At 66.3% G+C, this 25,127-nt stretch carries 28 protein-coding genes; 22 read left to right on the forward strand and 6 right to left on the reverse strand.

What is annotated here, in order from left to right; genetic code table 11:
* Both ACWKSV_RS18415 and ACWKSV_RS18420 read left to right on the forward strand, forming a co-directional pair.
* Complete coding sequence (locus ACWKSV_RS18415; protein ID WP_058733711.1) at nt 1-1,068, forward strand: molybdopterin-dependent oxidoreductase; 1,068 nt, start codon at nt 1-3, stop codon at nt 1,066-1,068.
* A complete protein-coding gene (locus tag ACWKSV_RS18420) occupies nt 1,065-1,577 on the forward strand; it encodes an MgtC/SapB family protein (RefSeq protein ID WP_093008093.1) in 513 nt (170 codons plus the stop codon). The genes ACWKSV_RS18415 and ACWKSV_RS18420 overlap by 4 nt, the downstream gene beginning before the upstream one ends.
* Nucleotides 1,578-1,628: 51 nt before the next feature.
* On the opposite strand, the gene ACWKSV_RS18425 is transcribed toward ACWKSV_RS18420, so the two are convergent.
* The 5 genes from ACWKSV_RS18425 to ACWKSV_RS18445 all read right to left on the reverse strand — a co-directional run bounded on the left by ACWKSV_RS18425 (nt 1,629) and on the right by ACWKSV_RS18445 (nt 5,333).
* Entirely contained in the window at nt 1,629-2,399 is a 771-nt protein-coding gene (locus ACWKSV_RS18425) for an anti-sigma factor family protein (protein ID WP_191864765.1), read from the reverse strand.
* Entirely contained in the window at nt 2,396-2,905 is a 510-nt protein-coding gene (locus ACWKSV_RS18430) for an RNA polymerase sigma factor (protein WP_093008095.1), read from the reverse strand. The genes ACWKSV_RS18425 and ACWKSV_RS18430 overlap by 4 nt, the downstream gene beginning before the upstream one ends.
* Before the next feature lies 1 nt (nt 2,906).
* On the reverse strand, nt 2,907-4,346 hold the full coding sequence (locus tag ACWKSV_RS18435) for a YncE family protein (RefSeq protein ID WP_058733715.1): 1,440 nt from the start codon (nt 4,344-4,346) through the stop codon (nt 2,907-2,909).
* A gap of 1 nt (nt 4,347) precedes the next feature.
* The gene (locus tag ACWKSV_RS18440; RefSeq protein ID WP_473606591.1) at nt 4,348-4,731 is read right to left on the reverse strand and encodes a DUF305 domain-containing protein; all 384 of its coding nucleotides are present in this window, start codon (nt 4,729-4,731) and stop codon (nt 4,348-4,350) included.
* A gap of 419 nt (nt 4,732-5,150) precedes the next feature.
* Nucleotides 5,151-5,333, reverse strand: a complete 183-nt coding sequence (locus tag ACWKSV_RS18445; protein WP_018250462.1) for a CsbD family protein — start codon at nt 5,331-5,333, stop codon at nt 5,151-5,153.
* Between the two features lie 164 nt (nt 5,334-5,497).
* Here ACWKSV_RS18445 and ACWKSV_RS18450 point away from each other — a divergent pair, with 164 nt between their 5' ends.
* The 16 genes from ACWKSV_RS18450 to ACWKSV_RS18525 all read left to right on the forward strand — a co-directional run bounded on the left by ACWKSV_RS18450 (nt 5,498) and on the right by ACWKSV_RS18525 (nt 20,663).
* Nucleotides 5,498-9,733, forward strand: a complete 4,236-nt coding sequence (locus ACWKSV_RS18450) for a strawberry notch family protein (protein WP_018250461.1) — start codon at nt 5,498-5,500, stop codon at nt 9,731-9,733.
* Between the two features lie 69 nt (nt 9,734-9,802).
* Complete coding sequence (locus ACWKSV_RS18455) at nt 9,803-10,162, forward strand: hypothetical protein (RefSeq protein WP_018250460.1); 360 nt, start codon at nt 9,803-9,805, stop codon at nt 10,160-10,162.
* Between the two features lie 114 nt (nt 10,163-10,276).
* Nucleotides 10,277-12,508, forward strand: coding sequence for a ParB/RepB/Spo0J family partition protein (locus ACWKSV_RS18460; RefSeq protein ID WP_018250459.1), 2,232 nt, complete (start codon nt 10,277-10,279; stop codon nt 12,506-12,508).
* Nucleotides 12,509-12,649: 141 nt separating this feature from the next.
* Entirely contained in the window at nt 12,650-13,600 is a 951-nt protein-coding gene (locus ACWKSV_RS18465) for an ArdC family protein (RefSeq protein WP_018250458.1), read from the forward strand.
* 30 nt (nt 13,601-13,630) lie between these two features.
* A complete protein-coding gene (locus ACWKSV_RS18470; RefSeq protein WP_020493463.1) occupies nt 13,631-14,242 on the forward strand; it encodes a DUF6927 domain-containing protein in 612 nt (203 codons plus the stop codon).
* A gap of 44 nt (nt 14,243-14,286) precedes the next feature.
* Nucleotides 14,287-14,478 carry a hypothetical protein gene (locus ACWKSV_RS18475; protein ID WP_018250456.1) on the forward strand — a complete coding sequence of 64 codons (192 nt, stop codon included), beginning with the start codon at nt 14,287-14,289 and terminating at the stop codon, nt 14,476-14,478.
* A complete protein-coding gene (locus ACWKSV_RS18480; RefSeq protein ID WP_018250455.1) occupies nt 14,469-15,002 on the forward strand; it encodes a thermonuclease family protein in 534 nt (177 codons plus the stop codon). Before ACWKSV_RS18475 ends, ACWKSV_RS18480 begins: the two co-directional genes overlap by 10 nt.
* A gap of 106 nt (nt 15,003-15,108) precedes the next feature.
* Nucleotides 15,109-15,753: a DUF7007 domain-containing protein gene (locus ACWKSV_RS18485; protein ID WP_051076120.1), complete on the forward strand. Its 645-nt coding sequence runs from the start codon at nt 15,109-15,111 to the stop codon at nt 15,751-15,753.
* A gap of 68 nt (nt 15,754-15,821) precedes the next feature.
* On the forward strand, nt 15,822-16,301 hold the full coding sequence (locus ACWKSV_RS18490; protein ID WP_018250453.1) for a hypothetical protein: 480 nt from the start codon (nt 15,822-15,824) through the stop codon (nt 16,299-16,301).
* Nucleotides 16,302-16,360: 59 nt separating this feature from the next.
* Nucleotides 16,361-16,660, forward strand: coding sequence for a CCDC90 family protein (locus ACWKSV_RS18495; protein WP_018250452.1), 300 nt, complete (start codon nt 16,361-16,363; stop codon nt 16,658-16,660).
* Nucleotides 16,661-16,743: 83 nt separating this feature from the next.
* Nucleotides 16,744-17,385, forward strand: a complete 642-nt coding sequence (locus tag ACWKSV_RS18500; RefSeq protein WP_018250451.1) for a hypothetical protein — start codon at nt 16,744-16,746, stop codon at nt 17,383-17,385.
* Between the two features lie 13 nt (nt 17,386-17,398).
* Nucleotides 17,399-17,695 (forward strand): hypothetical protein, encoded by a 297-nt coding sequence (locus tag ACWKSV_RS18505; RefSeq protein ID WP_018250450.1) that lies wholly within the window; start codon nt 17,399-17,401, stop codon nt 17,693-17,695.
* A gap of 16 nt (nt 17,696-17,711) precedes the next feature.
* Complete coding sequence (locus ACWKSV_RS18510) at nt 17,712-18,023, forward strand: hypothetical protein (RefSeq protein ID WP_018250449.1); 312 nt, start codon at nt 17,712-17,714, stop codon at nt 18,021-18,023.
* A gap of 78 nt (nt 18,024-18,101) precedes the next feature.
* Complete coding sequence (locus ACWKSV_RS18515; protein WP_018250448.1) at nt 18,102-18,605, forward strand: hypothetical protein; 504 nt, start codon at nt 18,102-18,104, stop codon at nt 18,603-18,605.
* A 52-nt stretch (nt 18,606-18,657) separates the two neighbouring features.
* Entirely contained in the window at nt 18,658-19,356 is a 699-nt protein-coding gene (locus ACWKSV_RS18520) for a hypothetical protein (protein ID WP_018250447.1), read from the forward strand.
* Nucleotides 19,353-20,663, forward strand: coding sequence for a hypothetical protein (locus tag ACWKSV_RS18525; protein WP_097352037.1), 1,311 nt, complete (start codon nt 19,353-19,355; stop codon nt 20,661-20,663). The genes ACWKSV_RS18520 and ACWKSV_RS18525 overlap by 4 nt, the downstream gene beginning before the upstream one ends.
* Here ACWKSV_RS18525 and ACWKSV_RS18530 read toward each other — a convergent pair.
* The gene (locus ACWKSV_RS18530; protein ID WP_097352038.1) at nt 20,660-20,953 is read right to left on the reverse strand and encodes a hypothetical protein; all 294 of its coding nucleotides are present in this window, start codon (nt 20,951-20,953) and stop codon (nt 20,660-20,662) included. The genes ACWKSV_RS18525 and ACWKSV_RS18530 overlap by 4 nt on opposite strands.
* A gap of 125 nt (nt 20,954-21,078) precedes the next feature.
* Between ACWKSV_RS18530 and ACWKSV_RS18535 the strand changes: the two genes are divergently transcribed.
* The 4 genes from ACWKSV_RS18535 (at nt 21,079) to ACWKSV_RS18550 (ending at nt 25,113) form a co-directional block, all read left to right on the forward strand.
* A complete protein-coding gene (locus tag ACWKSV_RS18535; RefSeq protein WP_018250444.1) occupies nt 21,079-21,618 on the forward strand; it encodes a hypothetical protein in 540 nt (179 codons plus the stop codon).
* 795 nt (nt 21,619-22,413) lie between these two features.
* A complete protein-coding gene (locus tag ACWKSV_RS18540; RefSeq protein WP_066778815.1) occupies nt 22,414-24,285 on the forward strand; it encodes a reverse transcriptase domain-containing protein in 1,872 nt (623 codons plus the stop codon).
* Nucleotides 24,286-24,314: 29 nt separating this feature from the next.
* Nucleotides 24,315-24,572 carry a hypothetical protein gene (locus tag ACWKSV_RS18545; RefSeq protein ID WP_062126511.1) on the forward strand — a complete coding sequence of 86 codons (258 nt, stop codon included), beginning with the start codon at nt 24,315-24,317 and terminating at the stop codon, nt 24,570-24,572.
* A 22-nt stretch (nt 24,573-24,594) separates the two neighbouring features.
* Nucleotides 24,595-25,113 (forward strand): hypothetical protein, encoded by a 519-nt coding sequence (locus ACWKSV_RS18550; RefSeq protein WP_483666928.1) that lies wholly within the window; start codon nt 24,595-24,597, stop codon nt 25,111-25,113.
* The last annotated feature ends 14 nt before the right edge of the window (nt 25,114-25,127 follow it).

Raw genomic sequence — 25,127 nt, forward strand, 5'->3', positions numbered from 1 at the left:
ATGACCGATATGATCGAGCGCAAATCCGATCCCTACAACGCCGAGCCGACGCCCAGTGCGTTGATCGAGCGGTTCCTGACGCCGCAGGCGCTGTTCTACGTGCGCAGCCACGGGCCAGTGCCGGATCTGCCCGCCAATCATCGGATCGAGGTGAGCGGGACGGGCATGGCGAGCCGCTCTTTCTCGGTAGAGGAACTGAAAGCTACGTTCCCCACGCGGACGGTGACGGCAGTTCTCCAGTGCGCCGGCAACCGGCGCACTGACCTCCAGCAGGTCGGAAAAACGTCGGGTGATCCTTGGGATGTCGGCGCGATCGGCAATGCAGAGTGGACCGGCGTACGCCTGGCCGATGTGCTCGATGCGGTCGGCGCACCTGATGCGTCCGACCTGTTCGTGGCGTTCACCGGCGCGGACGAGGTGGACGTGGAGGGCGAGGAAGCCTTGTTCGGGGTATCGATCGCCATGAGCAAGGCGCGGCAGCCCGACGTCCTCCTCGTCTGGGCGATGAACGGCGAGCCGCTGACGCCCGAACACGGCGCACCGCTCCGCATGGTGGTGCCGGGCTATGCCGGCGTGCGCAGCGCCAAATGGCTGACACGGATCGAGGTGCGAGACATGCCTTCCGACGCACCGATCCAGGCGCACGACTACAAGCTGTTTCCCGCCGATGTGACGAGCGACACCGTCGACTGGAGCCGGGGTCTGACCATCAATGCCATGCCGCTCAACGCCGCGATCTGCGTGCCCGGCTCTGGCGAAAGCCTGCCGGCCGGGGAGGTGCGGATCGAGGGCTATGCCATCGCCTATGATCGCCGCGTCTCTCGGGTCGAAGTGTCGGTAAACGGTGGTCGCGAGTGGCAACAGGCGACGTTCGCCGATGATCCGGAGACGCACTGGGGTTGGCGGCGCTGGACCCTCGACGCCACGCTTGCCAAAGGTCGCCAGCACCTTGTCGTGCGCGCCTTCGACGGGGCTGGACAGGGACAGCCCGAACGGCCGGACACGATGTGGAACTTCGCCGGCTATCTGTGCACCGCCTGGCATCACGTCCACGTGCTGGTCGAATGATCGAAGCGTCAGGGGCATCGGACATCGGCTTCTGGATCGATGCGATCGGGCGGCTGGTGGTGGCGACCGCGGCCGGGATGGTGCTCGGCTGGGAACGCTCGCGCGAGAACCGGCAGATCATGGGCTTGCGAACGCTGGGTCTGGTCGGTCTGGCGAGCTGCATCGCCGTGCAGGCGGTCGTGCATAGTGGCCTGCCAAATGTAAACGCCGACGCCGCAGGGCGGGCGATGCAGGGCATTCTGACAGGCGTCGGTTTCATCGGTGCCGGCGCGGTGCTGCGGGTCGGCCAGGGTCAGGAAGTGCATGGATTGGCGACCGCCGCGTGCATCTGGGTGACGGCCACGATCGGCGCGGCAGCGGGGTTGGCAGTGTGGCCGCTCATCATCGGCGGGGTGAGCCTTGCAATGCTCGTCCTGTTCGTCGGTGCGCCGCTGGAACGCCGCATCCGCGAGCGGGCTCGCCGGACGCCGGCCGAGGCCGACAGGAAGGACGTCGAGCGCAAGCCGTGATCCCGCTGGATCGCCCGGTGCCTGTCGGCGTCGGGAAGCGGCAAGGTGCAATCAGGACACCAGCGCCGCATCGGCCTGGCGCCGGACCTCGTCGGCGATCGGATGCAACTCGGCCGCGGGTCGCTCGCCCACCACACTATAGCCGATCCCATCAACCGCCCATGTGACCCGGCCCATGGTCCCGCTGGACGTGCTGGTCATGCTCGCGGTCTTGTCGATCTGCATAGGCCTCGTCAGCACCGCGAGTTTCGACGCTTGCGGTCCGTCGTAGAGGAGCAGTGCCGCAGGGCCGTGAGGCGTCGCGACCAATCGCCCCCCGCCATAGCGATAGCCGGCTGTGCTGAGGTCCGGGATGGTGACGCGCTCACCCAGTCGGGCGGAGGTCCACCGGATCAGCATGGCGCGCTGGTCGGGGCCGATTTCCGCCGGTCGTATCCGGTCGGCGGCATAGACACGGAAATTGTCACTCGCCTCGTTGGCCAGCGCCGCGATGCCCGCGCGGGGTTCACCGCTCCACCGCGCGCTCGACCAGCCCCCGCCAAACCCCAACGCCAGCAGAAGTGACGCGGCAATGGCGAGTTGCCAACGCGGTTGCCTTTGCTGTCCCCTGATCGCTGCCACGCGCATCGTCGCCGGAATGGGTTCGTCCGCGATCGTGGTGAACAGGGATGCGAGGGCTCGCGCCTGCTCCGCCTGCTCCCGCAAACGGGCATGCAGATCCGGCTGGCCTTTAAGGTAGGCGTCAACCAGGCGCTGCCGCTCGGGCGACAACCTGCCATCGATCCATGCGGCCAGATCGTCCTCGCCGATCGGGCTGGTCATTGCACGCTCCTCAATCGCGGCCGTTCACCCTCCCGGAGGAGTGTCGCCAGACGGTCGCGCCCCCGCGATATGCGCGACATTACCGTGCCCAGCGGCACGCCGGCTACGGCAGCGACCTCCGCATAGGGCAGGCCCTCGACCGAGACCAGGAGCAGCACCGTTCGCTGTTCTTCAGGCAACGCATCAAGCGCGCGCAGCAGGTCGCGGTGGTGCAGGCCTGTGTCCTGATCGGCCGGGCGGCCGAGCGCGGCGTCGTCCACGAGGTGGAGCGGAACCGCCGTACCTCGCCGGCTATGCTGCCGCTGATGATCGACCAACAAATTGTGCAGGATCGCATAGACCCACGGGCGGACCTCCGCACCCCGTCGCTGTCGCCAGCGCCCGACCGCGCGCTCCAGGCAATCCTGCACCACGTCATCCGCCATCACCCGGTCGCGCAACCACGACCGGGCATAGCGGCGCAGCCCGGGGATCAGCGGTTCGATCGCGGCGGCAAGCGGGTCCATCTCAGTCGCGCTGCACCTGCACGATGCGCCCCGGCGCGCCGTTCACCACCTCCGCAACCGCCAGAAAGCGCCGGGGTGTCGCGGTGCTGCCCTGAACGATCTGCCGGATCGGACCCGATGCGTTGACGATCGCCGCACCTGCCGGGTTGCTCATGAAGTTCGCAAGCGGCTCTACCGCACCACTGCCGTCCGCATTGGCGGTCAGCACGAGCATGTAAGGCTTTTTGGGCTGCAAACCGGTAACGGCACTTTGCACGACCTGAATGATGCCCTGGTCGAAGAGGGTGATGCTGCTTGCTGTACCTTTGCCGCCGATCGGCCCCATGGTCAGATGCAACGCCTTGCCGGCCGTGCCGAGCGGCTGGAGATTGTCGGTGCCGGGGCCTGTCGGAACTGCGTTCGACACATAGGCGATCGCCTGCGGTGCCTGTCCGACCGGCACGGTGGCAACGACCGTGTTGCCAGCGGTGTCGATCGCGGCGAGCTCATCGGCATTCTCCAGCCCGACGTAGATGCGCCGGCCGTCGCCCGATGGCCAGACACCGTGCGGCATCTTGCCGACCGGGATGGTGGCGACGGGCGCGAAGTCGGATGTGCGGAACACCTTCACCGCATTCTCTCCGCCGACCGTCACATAGGCGAACTGCCCCTTGGCCGTGCGGGCGAAGTTGACATGGTTGGTGATCGGCCCGGTATCCAGCACCTTCAGGATCGCGAAGGGTGGTCTCGCATCGAATGCGACCGTCTTGCCGATGTCCTTCAGCGTGAACCACACCTGCTTGCCGTCCGGCGTCGCGGCAATATTGGGACAGAACGGGCTTGGCTGTGCCACCTGTCCGACCTGCGCGTGGGTCGCGACATCGAACACGGCCAGCACCGGATTGAACGACGAACAGACATAGCCGTACCGGCCATCGGGAGAGAAGATCGTCATGCCCGGACCACCGGGCGTCTTGATGCGCCCCGTCTCCTTGTACGTCGTGGGGTCGAGCACGGCGATATAATCCTCGCCGCGGACCGTGACCCACACCTCCTTGCCGTTTGGCGTGAAGAACGCCTCGTGCGGACTGCGCCCGACATAGGTCGTGTGTTTGACCGTGTTGGTGGCGGTGTCGATCCACGACACGGCGTTCGATCCGATCGACACGACCGCCAAGGTCTTCCCGTCCGGCGAGAAGCCGAGGCCGTGGACCAGCACCTGTCCCTTGTAGAGCGGCGAAAAGTTCATCGGCTGCGGATCGCCGAGCTTGATGACGCCGAGCAGCCGGTTGTCGGCCGGGTCCGTCACCGACACCGTGTTGGAGAATTGTTCAGACGCATAGACGCGGTCGCGGTGGCTGACGGGCATGTCCTTAGCGTTCCACGGCGCCTGCTGGGCCATGGCGAGGCCCGGTGCGGCGCTCATCAGCAAGGCGGCCGAGCGCAGGATGGTCCGGATCATGTCAGTGCTCCATAGGGCTATGGTGGTCGCCGCCCTGCGTCGGGGCTGGCGTCGAAGGGGGTAGCGGCTGACCGATCGCCAGCTTCATGGCGGCGATCTCCTGCTGCTGGTCGATGATGATCTCCTGCGCGATGCGCTTGAGCTGCTCGTTATGGCCATAGCGCAGCTCCGCCACCGCCATATCGATGGCGCCCTGATGATGCGGGAGCATCATCGCCACGAAGTCGCGGTCGACGTCGCCGGACGGCTTGACCATCATGCCCGCCATCATCCGGTCCATCGCGGCAGACACTATGCTGGCGTAGCCATCGGCAGGGGAGGCCGCGGCTGCGCCTGTAAGTAGGGCCGGAGCAGTCAGACCCAGCATCCAGTTTCGTCTATGCATAAGCCTCCGGCGCATCAGTCCTGAAAGCATAGACGACGCTCGCCCGGGTTTATTCCATGGGTGAGCCGGTTATCAGCCTTCCCGATTGGGAAGGTTCAGGGAGACGGCTGACGGTCGCAAGGCGCACCGGACGGTAGGGAAATAGCCGTTTTCCCAAAATATGTTCCCGATTGCTCCTTCCCGAAATGGCCGGTTGGAGACGGAGAAATGGGACGATCCCGCCCGTGCAATGAACCCGCCTTTAGCATCCGCCCGGAGCGGATAATGTGAGCAGCCATGTCCGATTGCGAGCAGCCCCGGATGATGGCGAGCACGCTGGCAGATAATTCGAGCAGGATGCCACCCGCCAGTGGCAGAGAGCGTGAGCAGAAAACCGGCTGTTTGCGAGCAGACGCCGCTACGATTGCAAGCGCCTACAACTAGATATCGTCGCCGAGCGCGCCCTTCACCGAGCCCTTGACGTCCTGCCCGGTGCCCTTGGTCTGCTGCGCCTCGCCCTCATCCGCCAGCTGCTCGTTATCGGTCGCGTTGCCGATCGCTTCCTTGGCGCTGCCCACGAGCTTGTTGCCCGCCGCTTTCGCCTTGTCAGTGAACTCGCCCATCGTGTGACTCCTCTTCAACACAACATCAGACAATCGCGCAGAGGCGTCGCCAGGTTCCGGTTTCAGCCACCGGCGCTGCCGGACGGCCCTGGGTGCAATGGAGAGGAGCGAGAGGGGGGAGGCTGAGCTGCCGGACGGGCAGCGATCCTGACGGAGTTTCCTCGATGACCGACCTTCTCGATCTGGCCGCACGGCCTGCCGTCATCCCTGCGCATGTCGCCGCGCACCGGCTGCTCCCCGTCGTCGCGGGCAATGCTCCCGTTACGCGCCGCGACCTCAATAGTGCGATGACGGCCGCATTTGGCGGCAGCGACGCCGAGGGGTGCTGGACCCAGCGCGACAGCTTCGAGATGCTGGAACATGCCGTCGCGCTGCATCTTGCGGCGGCGTCCTGGTCGATGACGTCGCTGATCGATGTCGCCCACGCATCGGCGCTGATGGAGCGGCTGCCCACCCAGACCGTCCGCAGCGAGGAACAGATCGACTTCCAGCAATTCTCGACGCCGGCCGATATCGCTGCGATCGTGGTGTTGCTGGCGGCGATCGACGCCGAAGACGTCGTGCTGGAACCCAGCGCCGGCAACGGCCTCCTCGCGGCGCAGATGCCGGCTTACGCGGCGTTGCAGCTCAATGAGATCGATCCGCGACGCCGCGCGCGGCTTGCCGACATCTTTCCTTCAGCCACCATCACCGGGCATGACGGCGCCGCGCTGGTCAGCCATCATGCGGATCTACCCCAACCCTCGGTCATCGTCATGAACCCGCCCTTTTCCCGCAGCGTCGGGCGGGGCGTCGACGACCTCGCAGCAGTGCGCCACCTCCAGGCCGCGCTGCGCCGCGTCCGCAAAGGCGGCCGCGTCGTCGCGATCATGCCTGACTGGTTCGCACCCTCGGCCAGGATGCAAAAGGCGTTCGATACCGTGCTGACCGGCGTGACGGTCCGCACCTCGATCCGGCTCGAGCATTGCTACAGGAAGCACGGCACCGATATCGCGGTCCGGCTCTACGTCATCGACAAGGCCGCAGGCGGCGCGCCTCCCGTCACCATCCAGCGCGCATCGGTTGCCGACCTGGTGCCGGCGCTGAGCGTGCCGCCACGGCTCGCACTCGCCGATACCCCGAAACTCACCTTTCGCGCGCCGGTCCCCGGCGTCTCGATGTTCGGCGCAGCGCGCGTCACCCGATCCGCGCCGCCACGCCCGGTCCACGCTCCGCGGCGCAACGACGTGCTGCCGGTCGGTTATGCCGCGCTGGACACACCGGCACCGCTTGGCGATCAGGCCGGCGTCTATCTGCCCTACCGCCCAAGCCGGATCGCCTTCACGGCCGCCGGCGAGCATCCGACCGCGCTGGTTGAATCTGTTGCGATGGGATCAATCCCGATGCCGGTCCCGACCCATGTTCCGTCCCTGCCCGAACGCACGGTCACCGAACGGCTGCTATCGGCCTCCCAGCTCGAGACCGTCGTCTATGCCGGCCACGCCTGGACCCGGATGCTGCCCGGCAGATTCCGCCCCGACAAGGAAGGCGTCGGCCTCGCGCTCGATACCGACGACGGCCGCCAGTACCGGCAGGGCTTCTTCCTCGGCGACGGCACCGGCGCCGGCAAGGGGCGGCAGGTCGCGGCGTGCATCCTCGACAATTGGCTGTCGGGCAGACGCCGCCACATCTGGGTCAGTAAGAACGAGCCGCTGCTCGATGACGCGCGGCGTGACTGGACCGCGCTTGGCGGTCTCACCGGCGACGTGCAGCCGCTCTCCAACTGGAAGATCGATCAGCCCATCACGCTCGACGAGGGCGTGTTGTTCGTCAGCTATCCGACGCTGCGCTCCGCTCGAGCCGACAGCACCCGCCTCCAGCAGATCCTCGATTGGGCCGGTCCCGACTTCGACGGGGTGATCGCCTTTGACGAGGCACATGAGATGGGCGGTGTCGCGGGCGGCGAAGGCGCGCTTGGCAAGACCGAAGGGTCGCAGCAGGGCATTTGCGGCGTCCTGCTCCAGAACCACCTACCGCTCGCCCGCGTCCTGTACGCCTCGGCGACGGGCGCGTCCGACGTCAACAACCTCGCCTATGCGGTGCGGCTCGGCCTGTGGGGACCCGAAACCGCCTTTGCCGACCGCACCGCGTTCATCAGCCAGATCCGACAGGGCGGCATCGCCGCGATGGAACTGGTGGCGCGCGACCTGAAGGCGCTCGGCCTCTACATCGCCCGCGCGCTGAGCTTCGCCGGGGTCGAATATGACGTGCTGCGCCATACGCTCACCCCCGAACAGATTGCGATCTACGACCAATATGCTCAGGGTTGGGAGATCATCCATCGGAACATGGAAGAGGCGCTGGCGCTGACCGGGGTGGTCGACAGTCTCGATGGCTCCACCCTCAACAGCGGCGCAAAGGCATCGGCACGCAGCCGTCTGGAATCGACCAAGCAGCGCTTCTTCGGCCAGGTGCTGCTCGCGATGAAGCTGCCGACCGTCATCGCCGCGGTCGAGGAGCATCTGAAGGCCGGTCAGTCGGTCGTTCTCCAACTGGTCACCACGGCCGAAGCCATCCTCGACCGCCGGCTCTCGAGCCTGACGCCGGAAGAACGCGCCGACCTCGACATCTCGCTCAGCCCGGTCGAATATGTCGTCGACTATCTGATGCGCGCTTTCCCGACGCAGCAGCAGGAGAATTATTCCGACGATAGCGGAAATGTCCGGTCGCGGCCGATGCGCGACGAGCATGGCAATCCGGTTCACAACCCAGATGCGGAAGCCGCGCGCGATGCCCTGATCGAGCAATTGTGCGCGCTACCCCCGATCCAGTCGGGCCTCGATGCCGTCATCGACCGCTTCGGCACCGATGCGGTCGCCGAGGTGACCGGACGGACCCGACGGCTCGTGACCGGCGCCGACGGGCGCCAGAAGATCGAGAGCCGCACCGCGCGCTCAGGGCAGGCGGACAGCGCCGCCTTCATGGCCGGGGCCAAGCGCATCCTGATCTTCTCCGATGCCGGCGGCACCGGCCGCTCCTACCATGCAAGTCTCGACGCGGTGAACCGCGAGCAGCGCGTCCACTTCCTGCTGGAGCCGGGCTGGCGCGCCGATCGCGCGATCCAGGGGCTGGGACGCACCCACCGCACGCATCAGGCATCGACCCCGCTGTTCCGCCCCGTCACGACCGACTGCAAGGGCGAGCTGCGGTTCACCTCGACGATAGCGCGGCGGCTCGACAGCCTTGGCGCGCTCACCCGCGGTCAGCGGCAGACAGGTGGCCAGAACCTGTTCGATCCGGCCGACAATCTCGAGAGCGACTATGCCAAGGATGCGCTGGTTACCTGGTTCCACCTCCTGAACCGCGGCAAGCTGACCAGCATCTCGCTCGACGACTTCACCCGCCGCACGGGCCTCGAACTTCACGACAGCGACGGCGTGCTCAAGGATGATCTTCCTCCGATCCCGCGGTGGCTCAACCGCCTGCTGGCGCTGCCGATCGCGTTGCAGAACGCGATCTTTGAGGAGTTCCTGACGCTGGTCGAGACCCGCGTTGCCGCCGCCCGCCAGGCCGGTACGCTCGATGTCGGCGTCGAGACGATCATGGTCGAGCGCGCGGCGCTGATCGATGATGTCGTGCTGCGCACCGATCCGCGCAGCGGCGCGACCTCACACCTCCTCACCATCGAAACCGAGCGAAGGAAGAACCCGCTCACGCTCGAACGCGTTCTCGACTTCGCCCGCTGGGACGACACTGCCCGCTTCGTGCGCAACGCCAAGTCCGAACGCGTCGCGTTGATGAGCAAGGCACGCGCCTGGATGGACGATGACGGGCTGCCGATCGCGCGGCTCGAACTCCAGCGGCCGTGCCGGCGCGAGTATCTGCGCGAGGCCGAACTTGGCGAAACCGCATGGGAAGTGATCGACCACGATACGTTCGCGACGCTCTGGGAAATCGAAGTCGCCGAGGCGCTGGTTACCCCTGAGATCGAGACGATCCGGCTCGCAACGGGGCTACTGCTGCCGATCTGGTCGGCGCTGCCCTCCGACCATATGGCGGTCAATCGCATCGTCGATAATGCCGGCAATAGCTGGCTCGGCCGGCTCGTCTTCGACACCCATGTCGCACAACTCTATACCAAGCTGGGACTGGTGACCCCCGATGACCTCCCGGTCGATGCGATCGCGCGCTCGGTGCTGTCGGGTCGCAGCGTCGAGGTGACCCGCCCGTTCGCGATGACGCTCAAACGCTCGCTCGTGAACGGCAATTCGCGTGTCGAGATCGTGGATGCGCCGGCGACCCAGCTTCCCTGGCTGAAGTCGCTTGGCTGCTTCACCGAGATCATCTCGTACAAGACCCGCGTGTTCGTGCCCGCCAACGATGCCGAAACCGTGCTGGCCCGGATCCTCAAGGTTGCTTGAGCGGCACTGCCGGAGTCGTGCTGGGCGCAGGCGGGTGTTCGCCCTGGACCGCTATGATAGGACACCGCCATGGAACGGGAAATCACACACGCCTGCGGTCACGTCGCCACACACCAGGTCTATGGACTATCGACGTTCGACACCGAACGCGAGGCCACCAAACTTGCCCGCCGCAAATGCAAGGCATGCTACACGGAGGTGTCAGCCGCCAGGGCGGAGGCGGCCCTCGCAGGGGTCGCCGACCTTGGTCTCCCCGATCTTATCGGCAGCCAACGCCAAGTGGCATGGGCGACGACCATCCGGGCCGAGAAGCTCGCCGTGCTGCGCACGGCATCGCCGGACAGCATCGAGCGCCTGACAATGATGACGGATGCCAAATGGTGGATCGATCGTCGAGGGGAGAAGCCTGCCGCATTGGCAAAGGACTGACGACAGCCGGTGCCCTGATGCACGGGTTCCCGGGTCAATCCCGGGATCAGGGAGGGAAGGGGGAGGAGTTCTTGTGTCCGGGATTTGGTCCGGGCGCGAGAAGGAGTGTCCTCCATGACCATTCAGAGCGTGAAGCTGGCGAAGCTGGTGCTGTCGCCGATCAACGTCCGCCAGGCGGGCGAGGATTTTATCGAGCAACTGGCCGCTGACATTGCGGCGCGCGGGCTCATCCAGAACCTGATCGTGACGCCGGCGAAAAAGCCGCGCGGCACCTTCGCGGTCATCGCCGGCAGCCGGCGCCTGCGCGCGCTCGAACTGCTGGCACAACGCGGCGACATCGATGCCGCGTCCTATGACGTGCCTGTGCTGGTGTTGTCGGGCAGCGATGCCTTGCTGTCGGAAACCTCGCTTGCCGAGAACTTCCAGAAGCTGGCGATGAACCCGGCCGACGAATGCCGCGCGTTTCAGCATTTCATGGGCACGGGCGGGGATATCGACGGCGTGGCCAGGCGCTTCGGCATCACGCGCCGCTTCGTGGAAGGGCGGCTGCGCCTCGCCGATCTGGCCGAGCCGATCTTCACCGCGCTCGCCGAACGGCGGATCAGCCTCGATATCGCCAAGGCGTATGCCTCGACGGCGAGCCAGGACCGCCAGCTGATGGTGTGGCAGGCCTATGGCAACCAGAGCTACCAGAGCGCGGACTCGATCCGGCGGATTATCGCCAACGAGACGATGAAGTCGAGCGAACCTGTTGCGCGCTACGTCGGCGAGGCTGCCTATGTCGCGGCCGGGGGCAAGGTCGAGAACGATCTGTTCAGCGACGACGGCGATCGCTGGGTCGATCCCGGCATCGCGCAGACACTGGCGGCCGCGAAGCTGGAAGCCGAGGCGCTGCGCCTGGGCGAGGAACAGGGGCTGGCCTGGGTCCGCCCGATCGCCGGCACCAGCACCTGGGAAGCGGCGCGCGACCTGCATCGCATCCACCTCCCGACGCTCCCGCTGACGCTCGAGCAGGCCGAACGGCTCGATACGATCGCGACGCGGCTCGAGGAAATCGAGGACGCGATGCAGGGCGTCGAGGGTGACGAGGACGAGGCGACCTATGCCGCGCTCGAGGAAGAGCATGAGACGCTCTCGGACGAGGCGCAGGAGATCCACGACCGCCCGCAGATCCTGCCCGACGAACTGAAGCAGAAGGTCGGCACCTTCCTGCTGCTCGGCCGCGACGGCACCACCACGCTCGACACGACCTATTATAGCGAAACCCCGATCCGGGTCGTCGCGATCGAGCCCGACGCCGATGGCGATGAAGACAAAGCCGGCGAGGATGGCGGTGAACGCGCACCCCGGGGTTTCCACATCGAGGAGGGTCCGGTGACGACGGGGCGGTCGGCCGCGGCGCCGGTCGCGCCCGAGGCCGAGGCTCCCGGTGGCAAGGCGCTCAGCCAGGTACTGTACGACCAGCTCACGGTGCAGCGGCGCGACGTGCTGGCGGCCTCGATCCTCGCCAATCCCGCGCTGGCGCTCGACTATCTGCTGTTCGCGATGATCGACGGGCGGGTGAACATGCTCTCGCACAGCGGCACCACGATCCGGGCGAGCCACCCGCAGGATCCGATGCTGGCAAAGAGCGTGCCGGCGACCCGTGCGCGCGACTATCTGGCTGAAGCCTATGACGGGCTGGATGCGTCGTGGACGGAGGCTTGCGACAAGTCGAGCAGCGGAGCAGCGACGATCGGGCGGTTCGAGGCGTTCCGGGCACTTGGCGACGAGGCGAAGACCGCGTGGCTGGCGTGGATCGTGGCGGCATCCTTCGAGGCAAAGGACGGCTACACGGCGAAGCAGAACGCGCTGCAGAACCGGCTTGCCACGATCCTCGACATCGATGTGGCAACCTGGTGGCGGCCGACGGCGGAGAACTTCTTCGACCGGGTGTCGAAGGGCGTGCTCCTGTCGCTGCTCGATGAGGTTGGCGGACCGGCGCTGTCGGCTCGCCATGCCAGCCAGAAGAAGCCCGAGATCGCGGCAAGCTGCGAGAAGCTGTTCGCCGGCGAAGCGATCGTCGAGGCCGAGGTGAAGGCTGCGGCGCTTGCCTGGGTGCCGAACGCGATGCGCTTCCTCGACCAGGCCGACGATGCTGACACCGGGAACAACGACGACGCCGATGCGGGCTTTGCCGACCTGATCGTGTCGCAGGATCCCGGCATCGATGACGATGACGATGCCGGTGACGATATCGGGGACGACATCGATATCGCCGACCTCATCGGCAACGATCCCGACGATGACGCGGCGAACATCAACGACGCCGCCAATGACGAGATCGAGATCGTCGCGGCCGAATGACCGGCACACGGCATCGCCGGCAGTGCGCAACTGCCGGCGATGCTGTTTCGACACCTGCGCCCTTCGCAGCCCCCCGCCTTGCGGTGTCATTTCGGCCCGAGCCGGACCGCTGCCCTGCCGCACCCACCGGAGACCTGTCCCATGTCCCGCATCCCGTCCGTCCGCGACATCGCGGGCGAGGTCACCGCTACGATCCTGGCCCGGCTCGAGGCCGGCATCTTGCCATGGGCGCGGAGCTGGTCGCTGACCGGCGAGGGCGGACGGCCGCTGCGCCACGAAGGCACACCGTATTCGGGCATCAATACGCTCTGGTTGTGGGCGACTGCCGACATGCGCGGCTATCGCAGCCGCTACTGGATGACCGCGCGCCAGGCCGGGGAATTGGGAGGGTGCATCCGTCCGGGCGCCTGTCCCTCCATGTCGATCTACGCCTCGGTATTCAGGAAGCCCGGCCAACCCATGCTCACCGGCGAGAGCGCGGCGCGCTTCATCCGCTTCCTGCGCAGCTACGCCGTCTACAATGCAGACGAGATCGACGGCCTGCCGGCCTGGTATTATCCGCGTGACGTTCCCCCGACGCCGGCCCTGCTCTCGCAGCGGCAGGACGCGATCGATGCCTTCTTCACCGCGATCCCGGCCAGGGTACGCCACGGCGGGGACGAAGCATATTACTGCCCCGGCACCGACCGCATCCAGCTGCCGCATCCCGGCAGCTTTGCATCGGGCGACGCCTACGCCTCCACCAGGGGCCATGAGACGGCGCATTGGTCGGGCGCTCCGGCGCGGCTCGCGCGCACCTTCGGCAAACGCTTCGGCGACCGTGCGTACGCGATGGAAGAACTCACCGCGGAACTGACCGCGAGCATGATCTGCGCCGACCTCGGCCTGCCGACCTCGCTCCACGACAGCCACGCGAGCTACGTTTCGCACTGGATGACCGTGATGCGCGCCGACACGTCGGCGATCTTCACCGCCGCTGCCAGGGCCGAACAGGCGTTCGCCTATCTGCGCGGCTTTTCGACGCCCGCAGCAGGCGAGCAGAAAGCCCCCGCCGCAGGCGAACCGGAAATACCGGCCGCGATCGCGGCCTGACCCTTTCCACCCCCAACAAGGAGACCCGTCATGGGATGGTTGTTCATGAGCCGCTACGCGATGGGCGGACACGAGACACCCAAGGCCTATCTCGACGCGCAATTCACCTATGAGCGCGAACAGCCCGAGGGCACCGCCACCGGGCTGCGCATCCTCGACAGCGCGATCGTCGGCATGAACACCTATTACGCCGCGGCGCAGGTCATGACCGACGGCAAGGGTAGCGAGATCTTCGCGGTCGTCTGCCTGATACGCTGGAACCCGCGCAACAAGGATGGAGAACATTTCGGGTACAAGGACATGGAGGAATCGATGGGGCCGTGCGAGGACGATTGCCCCGAACGCATCCTGCGCCTGCTGACTTCGAGCGATAATGAAAACGCGCTCCAGTGGCGACGCCGCTGCCTTGCCAATCTGCGCCTGCGCGCCCGCAAGCTGACCGAGGGCATGCGCATCCGCCTCGCCGTACCGCTTACCTTTACCGATGGCCATCACGGCACCGACTTCACCGTGGTGAAGCACAGGCGCGGGATCGCCTTTCGTCCGGTCGAGGGCTTCGGCCTCTACCACATCCGAGGGGTCCGCACGCTGGCATGGCAGGCGTTGCCGCAAACCCGCGTTCACAAGACGCTGTTCGCGTGAGCGCGCCGTCATGCGACACCTGCACCGAAATCACGAGGTCCGCCATGTCCGAAGCCCTGTCCCCGCTACGCCGCCTGCTGTGCTGCCGTTCCAACGCGGTCCGCGTCGCAGTGCGCCTGACCGAGGCCGGCGAGCACGTCGCCGTCGTCGCCACGTCCGACCCGTTGCAACCCTGGCGGGTCATCGACGTCGCCCATCCCGGCATTGAGCCGCGAAAGCTCGACCGATGCGCCTGACCCTCTTTGGTGCGCTGGCGCTCGCCACCGCCTGTTCGGCAGCCGCCCCGAACGATGCCGCATCGCCTGCCTCTACCATCGCGGCACGCGGCCGCGCGCTCGATGGCGACACCGTCACGATCGATATCCGCCTGTCGGGCGCCGATGCCTTTGAGAGCCGGCAATGGTGCCAAGGCAACACGGGTTGCTGGCAATGCGGCAAGGCAGCGCAGGACCGTGCCGCCCGGATGCTCAAGGGGGGCGAGGCCACGATCCGGCTGACCGGGAGCGCCAGCTACGGTCGCCCGGTCGGCACGGTTACGGTCGATGGCCGCGACCTTGGCGAGACGATGATCGCCGCGGGCCTTGCCCTGCCGGTGACCGGGTATCTCAGGGCCGATCCCGCACGCGCGGCCCGCTACGTCGCCGCCTATGACCGCGCGGTCGCGGCTCGTATCGGCGCGCACGAGGGCAGCTTCATCGAGCCGGCTCGCTGGCGGCGCGGCGAGCGCCTGTCATGCGAGCCACGCGGATCCTCGCGGTAACCGCGAACACCGCGATTACGGCGAACATCGCGATTACCGCGATTACCGGGTCATGGGAGCGGAGGGGGGGGGAGACGGGCGTATCCGATCAAGGGAGCCGACCGCCATGACCCTCTTCGCTTCATCCCCACGTCCCGACCACAGCCCATGGGGACCGTTGCAGACCGCCGACCAGCGCCTTCCCGGCATCTGGCATGTCACCACCGCCAGCCATGGCGGTTTCCTGCTTTCCGACGAGCGCCAATCGGCGATGCCCGCGCTTTTACGGCGTGACGATGCCGCATATGAGGAGGATGTCGACTGGACCCGCGTGATGCTCGCCTTCGAGCCTGAATGGCGCGCTACCCGCGATCCGCTGCGTGATCTCGAACTGCCGCTCGCCCACGACATCGCGCGTAACTGGCTGCCTGACGCCTATGGTGCCTTCACCGGCAAGGCGGTGACCCCGCGCGACAGCAATGTCTCGCGCCGGCGCGCCGCGTATCAAGCCGTCATCGGGGGTTATGTCTCGACCGCCGCCTATGGCGATTGGGCCGACTGGGTGCCTACGGGCAAGGTCGGGGTGGTGTTCCGCCAGCTTGCCGGCGTCGATGCGCTGGGGTTCGCCAACTATACCGGCGAGGTACGCTACGGCCTGGTCGACAAGGCCCGCTATGCCGAGCGCACCGAGGTCGAAACCTTCGAGAGCCTCGGCGCGGTCCAGGTCGAGAGCATGGCTCCCATCACCAAGCAGGTCGCCGCGCTCGCCTGAACGCGTGTCGCCTTGCGCGCGAGCGGACAGTGCCGTCGCGCTTTACCCTGACTGAAAGGATTCCGACGATGAGCGTCTATCTCCACCTCTTCCACGGTCGCGATGCCCTCGAGCAGGACCTCGACACCTGGGGCCGCGAAGGCCCCACCATCGGCCCCCTCAGCTACGTCCACACCACCTATGGTAGTGACGTGAAGCTGCGCGGCGCGCGCGAGGTCATGGAAAAGCATTTTCCCGATGCCCAAATCCATTTCCACGACGGGTATGGTGAGCACGCCATCCAGCTCGACGGCGACTGCCTGCCGCATGGCGGTACACTTTATGGTGACTGGAGCATCTGCGGCGCCGAGCCGCTGCGCGCGCGCGGTACGCCATGCGTGACGCCGGTCTGCGACAAATGCGGCAGCGATGACCTGGTGAAGGATGCCGCCGCGGTGTGGGACCGCGAGACGCAGGCCTGGTCGCTTGCCTCGACCTATGATGCCACCACCTGCCAAGTCTGTCTGCGCCAGGGCGACGACATGGAAAAGTGGGTGCCGGCCGCCTGAGCACGCGAGACTTTGCGCATTCCCGACCGTTCACCCATATGATAGAAAGATCGACGACGATGGCGACCATGTTCAACAGCATCCGCGCTTCACGCGACCTCGAAACCGCCGGTGCGGCCAAGCCGCTCGCCGACGCCATTGCGACCATTCTTGGCGACACCATGGTCACCTCGCGCGAGGATCTGGTCACCAAGGATTATCTCAAGGCCGAGATCGCCACGGTGCATACCGAGATGGCCAAGGTGCGGACCGAGATCGCGTCGGCCAAGAACGATACGATCCGTTGGCTCATCGGCAGCCAGGTCGTACTGATCGCGGCACTTGGCGGCATGATGAGCCTGATGCGCGCCTTCGGCTGACGCCGAACGGCAGGGCGACCGGAGGGGAGAGGGGACGGGAGGGCGAGCGCGATGGTCGCGCTTCCGACCCGGAGACGCCCCCCATGTTCGACGTCGCATTCCGCCACCAGCAGGCGCTCGATCCCAGCGCGCTGACCACCATCCCGACCACGATCCACGCGATCGAAAAGGCGATCGAGGACTGCCGGCATGCCGGGCTCGATGCGAACAGCGATCCCGCGATCGTGCTGCTCGCCCGCCATCTCGCCGCCATCTGCGCCGCCCGCCCCGACGACACCGTGCTGCGCGGCACCTGCGCCGACCGCGTGGCGGCACTGCGACGCTTCCCCCCGCTGCTGTCGCTCGCGATCCGCGGCGTTGCCTATGATGCGGTCGCCAAGGAGCGTTTCCATATCGATGGCCGAAAGGCGCTGCGCCGGCTTGCCGCCGCGCTCGACGTCGCGCCCGATGCCTTCGATATCCATTCGCTGCCCGGCGAGGTCTCGATGGCGGGTGAGATCGTGCTGCGCACGTCCGATCTTCATCTCGAACTGACGATCGGGCGGCTGCGCGAAGGTCGCGAACTGCTCTACCGCCGTGCCGGCGTGACGCGCGATCCGGCGGGTCCGCCCAACCATTATGCCGCGATGCGCGAACTCATCGACCCCGAACGGCTTGCGCGCCGCATCCGCCGCGACCTCGAGCTGACGGCGCCTGTGGCGCTGCCGGCACTGATGACCGCCTGACGGGAGAGCGCCCATGGACATCGATCCCGCCATCGCCGCCGCGCGTGCCGAGGTCGCGCGGCTGACCCGCTACCTCGAGCGACGCAAGGACTTCCTCGACGCGCTCGACTGGCACGCGCTCCCGGACGAGATCGCCCGCCAGTCCGCGATGCTCGACGATCTGCTCGCCGGCGATCTTGCCGATGCCGTCCTTTACCGCGACTGGCTGGAGAAACGCGCGGCCGATGGTCATCACCTCGCCACCGGCATCCTACGCTTTGAGCCAAGGCCGCGTCCGTGGCACCCTGAATGGAACACGCTTGCAGCCTGACCAGGAGGTTATCACCATGAGCCGCCACCAGTTCCCCGGCCTCGATGGCGCGTCCACCGTCTTCATCGGATGGGACAGGCCGATGCAGACCTTCTTCGTACAGGTGCTGCGTCCGCATCCCCACCTCGCCGGCGAGGAAGAGACCGTGGCATGGCACGGCACCGCGATCGGCGAGCTTGCCAACGCCCGCGAGGCGGTGACGATCGCGTCGCGCTGGGCCAGCCTTCCATCCGACCTTGCCATCCGTCTCGAAACCGACCGGCTGAAGACGCTCGGGCAATCGGATGGCGAAGCGCAGCTTGCTGCCAGGCGGTTCATTACCCGCTGATCCAGCCTGCCCCGGGGTAGCGAAGGGGAGGGGGAAGGGATGGTCGATCCGGTACTGGATCGACGGAGAACCCCCCCCATGTCCTACACGATCGACCTTGGTGCCGGTCCGGCCGAAGAAGATTGCGCGCAACTCGGCCGGTCGCCCGACTTCGACACGCTGAATGCGCTCGAGATCGAGGCGTATCGCTGCGCGCTGATCGCGCGCCACGGCGCGCCGCCCGCAGGGTGCCGCTTCAGGACCATCGCCAACCACCACGACTTCGGCTGCTACCGCACGCTTGGGTTGCGCATCACCGATGAGGATGACGCCGCGGTGTCAGCCTATGCCGAAGCCGTTGAGGATGGGCTTGCCACCTGGATCGAGGCGGGTTTCCGCGCGCCGGTCAGCTACGCCGGACCTGTGCCGGTCGTCGATCATATCGACACCGCTGCCATCGTCATCGGCGCGCTGATGACGACGCGTCCTGCCTGCGACGGCACTTTCCCGGTAGCCGACTTCGCCGTCCTTCATGCCAACCTTGCCGCCGCCTTCCCCGCCGAGGCCGCGACTGCCCGCGCACGGCTCGCCGCATCCGCCTGAACGGCAGACTTACGGCGCATGGCGCCGATCCATCCGAAATGGAGAAATCCCCATGGCCAACAGCTACACCAAGGCCGCGTTCGCGCTCACCGTCACTGCCGGGGAGGCGAACATGCTGCGGCTCGCCGAGCGCGCGGTCGACATCCTCGACACCAATGGCGCCGACGAGGATCTCGCGCTCGGCTACGACAGTCTCGGCACCGCCTTCCATGCGCTGTTCCCGCCGAAAGGAACGAGCATGTTCGAGAGCTTCCTCGACCTGTTCGACGATTGGAGCTTCCCTTACCTGGACTGCCGGATCGACCTGTCCGAACCCGACGCGAACGGCCTGGTGCAGGCGCTGTTCTCCGGTGACCAGTTCGGTGTCGAGCCGGTCGCCAAACTGATCCGCATCGCCTGTCCCTCCGCGCTGCCGTGCGGCTTTGCGTGGTCGAGCGACTGCGACCGGCTTCATCCTGGCGAGTTCGGAGGCGGGTGCGTCGTCATCACCGCTGACGGTATCGACTGGCACAGCACGACCGGGATTCTCGAGCACGCGCTGCTGCGTGCCGAAAACCGCCACGACGGCATCGACGGCCATGTCCTCGCGGTGCGCAGTCCCGAGGGCGAGATCGCATTCTGGAACCGGACGGACGGTCTGGTCGGGCTTGACCGCGCCACGGTGTGCCGGGGCGACGAGGCGGCTGAGGTCGATCTGTCGGCGTTCGACGCGGCACAATGGATGGCGCTGCCCGCGCCCTTCCACGGATGAGCGCCGCAGCGCAGCCGGTAGAACCACCGTTCGACCCGGCCGATCCTGCGTGCTGGCTCGAACGCGGCCGCACGCCTGCCCATGCCGATGCCATCGCGCGCGCGTGGCGCGACTTCCCCGATCTGCCGGCACAGGCGCCGGTGGAAGCGCGCATGGCGCGCGGCCGCGAGAGGATCGCCGCGATGCGCGTCGTCAACGACGCGATCGCGGCCGAAACCAGGGCACAGCGCGAGGCGACCAACTTCGCCTTCACGCAGGCCCAGGTCGAGCAGGGACGCGGTGACGATCGCGACATCGCACTCCTGCAGGGGCGCGACGACTATGGCTATGTCTGGGATTGTGCGTGCCGCTATGCCGATGGCTGGTATGCCGCACACGCGGGCTGGCCGCATCATTACCCGGACGGCATCCCCTCGGACGTACCGCTCGGCGAACGCCGTGCCGCCTATGACCGGGGCTTCACCGATGGCGGCGGGGACCGCACCGACCTGTTCGATGCCGCGAGGCGCGCCTTCACCGCCGACCTGCGCCGCCACAATCTGCCGCCCGCGCCGATCGCGACGGTGACCGGCAGGCCGCTTCCAGGAAGCTGGCCCAAGCCGAGCGACGAGCCGCGACCCGCGCGCTGGTCGCGCCGTCTCGTGGTCCTGTCGGCCAACGATATCGGCGGTGATCCGGCATGGGACTTTCTCGACCTGATCCACGCCCATCCCGGCTCCGAGGCCGCGACGATCGTGGTGCTTACCGAGGGCGGGTTCGTCGCGGCGGATCGCCTCGATAGCGGCGTGCACATCCATGCCGATCGCGAACACCTGCACCGGCAGCTCACCGGGCTTGTCGGCGAGCGTGACTATGACGACGTGCTGGTGACGCTACAGGGCCATGACCTCGACCTGCTCGACGGAATCGCCGGCGCGCTGCCGCTGACGCGCACGATGGAACGCACCCGCAACACGCGGCTCCAGCAGCGCAGCCACCTGCGCATCTGGCTGGCTCGCGGGCGCTGCGACCACGAAACGATGGCAGCGGGGCATATCCGCTGGGGCAAGGCGATTACCGGGCTGACCGGGCGGCTTGGCGAGTTCACCGCGCGCCATGTCGGTCCCGCACCGCACAAGGGGCATCTGATCCGCGTCACGACCGGCGACCTGACCGCGACCGGCTACGCCGCACCCGACGGGACACCGCTTGCACCCGAGATCACCGTGTCGAGCAAGGCAAAGCTTCGCCCGGCTATCGCCTCGACGTTGCGCACCTTCGCCGCGGCGACGCCGCTGATGGCGCAGGCGGTGCGCCGGGCCGCTTAATAGCCGGCCCGCCGGCAGGCAGCGGCGAGCTGCGCGACCCTGGGGTTCCGGGCGCCCAGATCGGCGCGTGCCATCGGCAACGAGCGCGTGCAGATCGTGCGTTCGTCATCATATTTCGCGCTGCGCTGCATCTCCCTTGCATGCGCCGACCTCGAGTTCGCCCGCCGTTCCTCGGATTGGGTGACCGCGTCCTGCGAGAGCGTGCCGGTCAGCCCGCCCATGTCAAATACCTGCGCCGCGGCCGGTGTCGCCGCCATCGCGCCGATAACGCTCAGAATTGCCAGTTTCATGCTCGGTCTCCCGTTCTGGTCGACCGGCTTCCTACCAGATTGCGCGGTCCGGGTCGAACGAGGCCCGGACGAGGCTCGCAAGTGCCGCGCCGCTGGCTCGTGTTTCCCAAGCTGAAAGGATCCCCATGGCTGACATCACCGACCTGCCCGTCATGACCCGCGACGATGCCGTCTCGATCGGTTTCGCGGGGTTCAACGACGTGCCCCACAAGCCCGTCGAGATACCCGACGGCGCGTTCACGATCACGGCGAAGACGAGCGAGGGACGCCGCATCACCTTCTCGTTCATGGGCAAGGGCTATGATGGCCCGGCGCGCTTCGTCGACATCCAGTTCCACGATCGCGGCACCGTCATCCCAAACGCCGATAACGGGGTATCACCCACCTTCAACGCCTTCGCGATCACGCGCGGCGGACGGCACATCATCGACAGCCGGCCGCTTGACGAAGACGAAAAGCCCTCGATCGTCGTCGTCCTGATGGACAAGGCGGGAGACGAGCCGTCGCGTCCGAACCGAACGAGCGCTCCCAACAAGGACCGTGTCCTTGCCGACCTGCTGGACCGCGCAGCGACCGTCATCTCCGATCCCCATGACAACATACTCGCCGACCACAGTGATCTGGTCGACACGCTGACCGCCGAGGCCGCACGGCGCCGTCGATGACCGGCCTCCCCTTCTGCACGGGGAGCGGAGGGGGAGGGCAGGGGAGAGCGGATGGAATCGACCGTGCGCTCGAACCCGAAAGCACCGTCCCATGCGCAGCATCCTCGCTTTCTACGAAATCGACCGCGAGTACGGAGGTCCAGAAGAGGGGGGCTGGTGTGCGCCGTTGTGGCGCGAGAAAGGAGTGCGTCTGATGACGTGATGCTTGTTGGCAATGGCATCTGCCCACCGAGCTTACCGGTGCCCTCGGGCTGAAACTTCGAAAGGAGAACGGGACCATAGCATGCTCGGAAAAGGCCCAAAGTGAATAGTCGCATTGAAGCAACGGGTCAGGGCAAGACGGTTATGGTGAACGCTACACTGCGTGAAGCCCAATCTCTCGCGGCCTAAACCCTTGGCGGCGAGGAAAGCGACTGAAACCCCGCACCGACGCGTCGGGTCCACTCTACCAGCTCGGACCCGAGAAGCGGCCAAGTCCGTACCATCGACTTGACCGGCCAACCTTGTCGGCGTGACCTCCTTCGGAGGACTAGAGATGAAAAGGCCACCTAAGACCGTTAGCTTATCTCCTTTCACGCGTAACTACGGGACCGCCTGTAGCTGGTCGAGTTATCGACCTGTATGGCGGCGGAGCCGCAATATTACCCGAACACCCGGCGTAATTGCCGGGACAGCCCTTGCCTCGGTGAGGGACGGTCGGCCGTATAAGTTCGGGGTGACCCGAGCGAAAGCGCAACCGAGCGGGGGAAGTGCGGCAGCTTCGATCCAGCATCGAACCAGGGCGGAGGTCTGCTGATGCAACCCTGTGCCGCCTTGAAAAGGCTGGAATCACTTGGAACGATTGCCTTGACCGGCAAACGTGTGAACGGTGTGTTCCGACTGCTGCTATCCCGCTCCTTGTGGGTGGAAGCTTTGGGCCGCATCCAACAGAACCGTGGGGCAGAGACCCCCGGCATCGACCGTGAGGCCGTAACCGATCTCGACGAAAGCCGGATCGATGCGGTGATCGCGCAACTCTCGGCGGGCACGTATCGCCCGCAGCCGGTCAGGCGCGTCCACATCCCCAAGACCAACGGTAAAACAAGACCGCTCGGCATCCCGACTGCAACCGACCGACTGGTGCAGGAAGTGGTCAGGATGATCCTGAACGAAGTCTATGAACCGATCTTCTCTGATCGGTCACACGGCTTTCGACGGGGGCGGTCGTGTCACACGGCGCTCGACCATGTCCGCAAGACATGGAAGGGCGTGAAGTGGCTGATCGAAGTCGATGTCGAAGGATACTTCGACAACATCTCTCACGAGAAATTGTTGAGCCTGCTTGAACGTCGCATTGATGATAGGCGGTTTACCGCTCTCATCAGTGCGATGCTGAAGGCAGGGTATCTGGAGCAGCAGCGTTTCCACGAAACCTATAGTGGCACGCCGCAAGGAGGCATCGTCTCGCCTCTGCTCGCGAACGTCTACCTGCACGAGCTTGACCATTATGTGGAAGGGCTCGTCGCTGGCTTCGACAAGGGTGCCCAACGTCGCAAATCGGCGGAATACAGGCACCTTCAGCGCCGTTCCGAGTACGCCCGGAAGCGCGTGGCTGCGCTGCGTGACAAAGGGCAGGTTGATGAAATCCAACCATGGCTGGACCGAATAAAGGAGACGCTCGCGGCGATGCGCAAGCTACCCGCGACGGACCCGTTCGATCCAGACTTTCGACGCCTTCGCTACGTCCGGTACGCCGACGACTTCCTTCTGGGGGTTATCGGCAGCCGGGCCGAGGCCGAAGAGATCAAGGCCGCCATCGAGGGCTTCCTCGCGAGCGAGCTTGAGCTCCGAACGTCCCCGTTGAAAAGCGGGATCCGCGAGGCTCGGAAGGGAGCAAGGTTCCTTGGCTACGACGTGCGCACTCGCACGGCGTCCGACCGGCTCGTCAAACAACGGGCACGGACGGGCATCGTCGCAGTCAAGCGGACGGTGACGGATCAAATTCAGTTGCTGGTCCCGCGCGACAAGGTGCAATCGTTCAGCCAGAGGCACGGCTATGGTCAGTTCGACTTGGGACGGGCTGTGCACCGTCCGGGCCTGCTTCACATGGATGATGCGGAGATCGTCAAGGTCTACAACGCCGAACTTCGCGGCTTTGCAAATTACTATGCCTTGGCCGTGGATGTGAAAGGCGCACTCAACAAGCTCGAGTTTCTCTGGCGCGGTAGTCTGTTCAAGACGCTCGCGCACAAGCATCGGACAAGCCTAATGGCTTCGCTCCGGCGCCTCAGGGTTGGCCCGGGCAGGTACGTAGTGCGTATCGGCGTTGGGAGGGATGAGAGGAGGATCGCGGTTTGGCGACTGGCGGAACTCGATCGTAGGCCGGTGTTCTGGCCGTCGGTCGACAACACGCCTCGCACGGAAGCTCTTCGGTTAAGCAGGACCAACCTGACTGACCGAGTGCTCGCCCAAGCATGCTCCGCATGTGGCGGCACCGATGGACCGTTCCATCTTCACCACAGCAACCCCGTGCGTCGCATGAGGGATGGGCCGGTGTTCCGGAGGCTTCACGCCGAACGGGCCCGGAAGACGAGGCCGCTTTGCGCGCCCTGTCATCAACTCCTTCATGCAGGGAAGCTGCCGGACTTTCGTTCTACAGTGCCCGGAGCGGAGAGCCGGATGCAGTGAAAGTTGCACGTCCGGTTCGGAGGGGGGCAGTGGGGTGTTCTCTCGTAGACGCCACCCTGCCTACCCTACGGTACGACACCGGCACCTTCGTCCGCGTGATCGCCCTCCATTACCACGACGAGGCCGCGGTCGCGGCGATGCGCCGCGCCAACCGGCTGCTCGAGCGCCTGCAGCGGCATCGCCCGCCGGTGGATTCGGCTGCCTACACCGGCGGACGCTTCCGCGCCTTCAGCTTCTCCGGCCTCCCGCCCACGCGGTTTCCCGCACGTCGCCCGGAATATTCCTGACCCAGCAGAAAGGGACCAGCCCATGTATCGCGTCCATTATTTCGACACCAGCGAAGCCGCGCATGACGCCTGTCTCGATGACGGTCCCTGCATCGAGGAAGGCGACGCTCTCGCCATCCTGTCGGAGGGCGTCATCGGTCTCGCCTCGACCGATCCGATCGCCGTCACCCTCGACCCCGGCGCACTGCGCATCGTCCGCCCGATGGCGATGGACGTGCTGCTAGCAGAACTCGTCCACGGCGCCTCCCAGATCCGCCGCGCGGTCGCGACCGCCCTCCTGCACCATTTGCCCGTGCAGCCCCATTTCCTCGCCTTCGTCGCGCCGGCGCTGCCCTATCCCTATCCGCAGACCGTCGTCGCGCTCTCGTTCGACGATATCATGCTGACGATCGATGCGATCCACCACCGTATCACGGCGCTCGAACGCCGGTTGGGGACACTCGAATCCGACAGCGCGCACGCCTTCTTCCTGCAACGCTCGATCGATCATCTGTCGGCCGCCCGGAAGCGCCTCATGCGACATCCGCGACCGCCTCGCTGAACGGCACGGCATCG

It is taken from the genome of Sphingomonas sp. SphC10 (assembly GCF_057004845.1).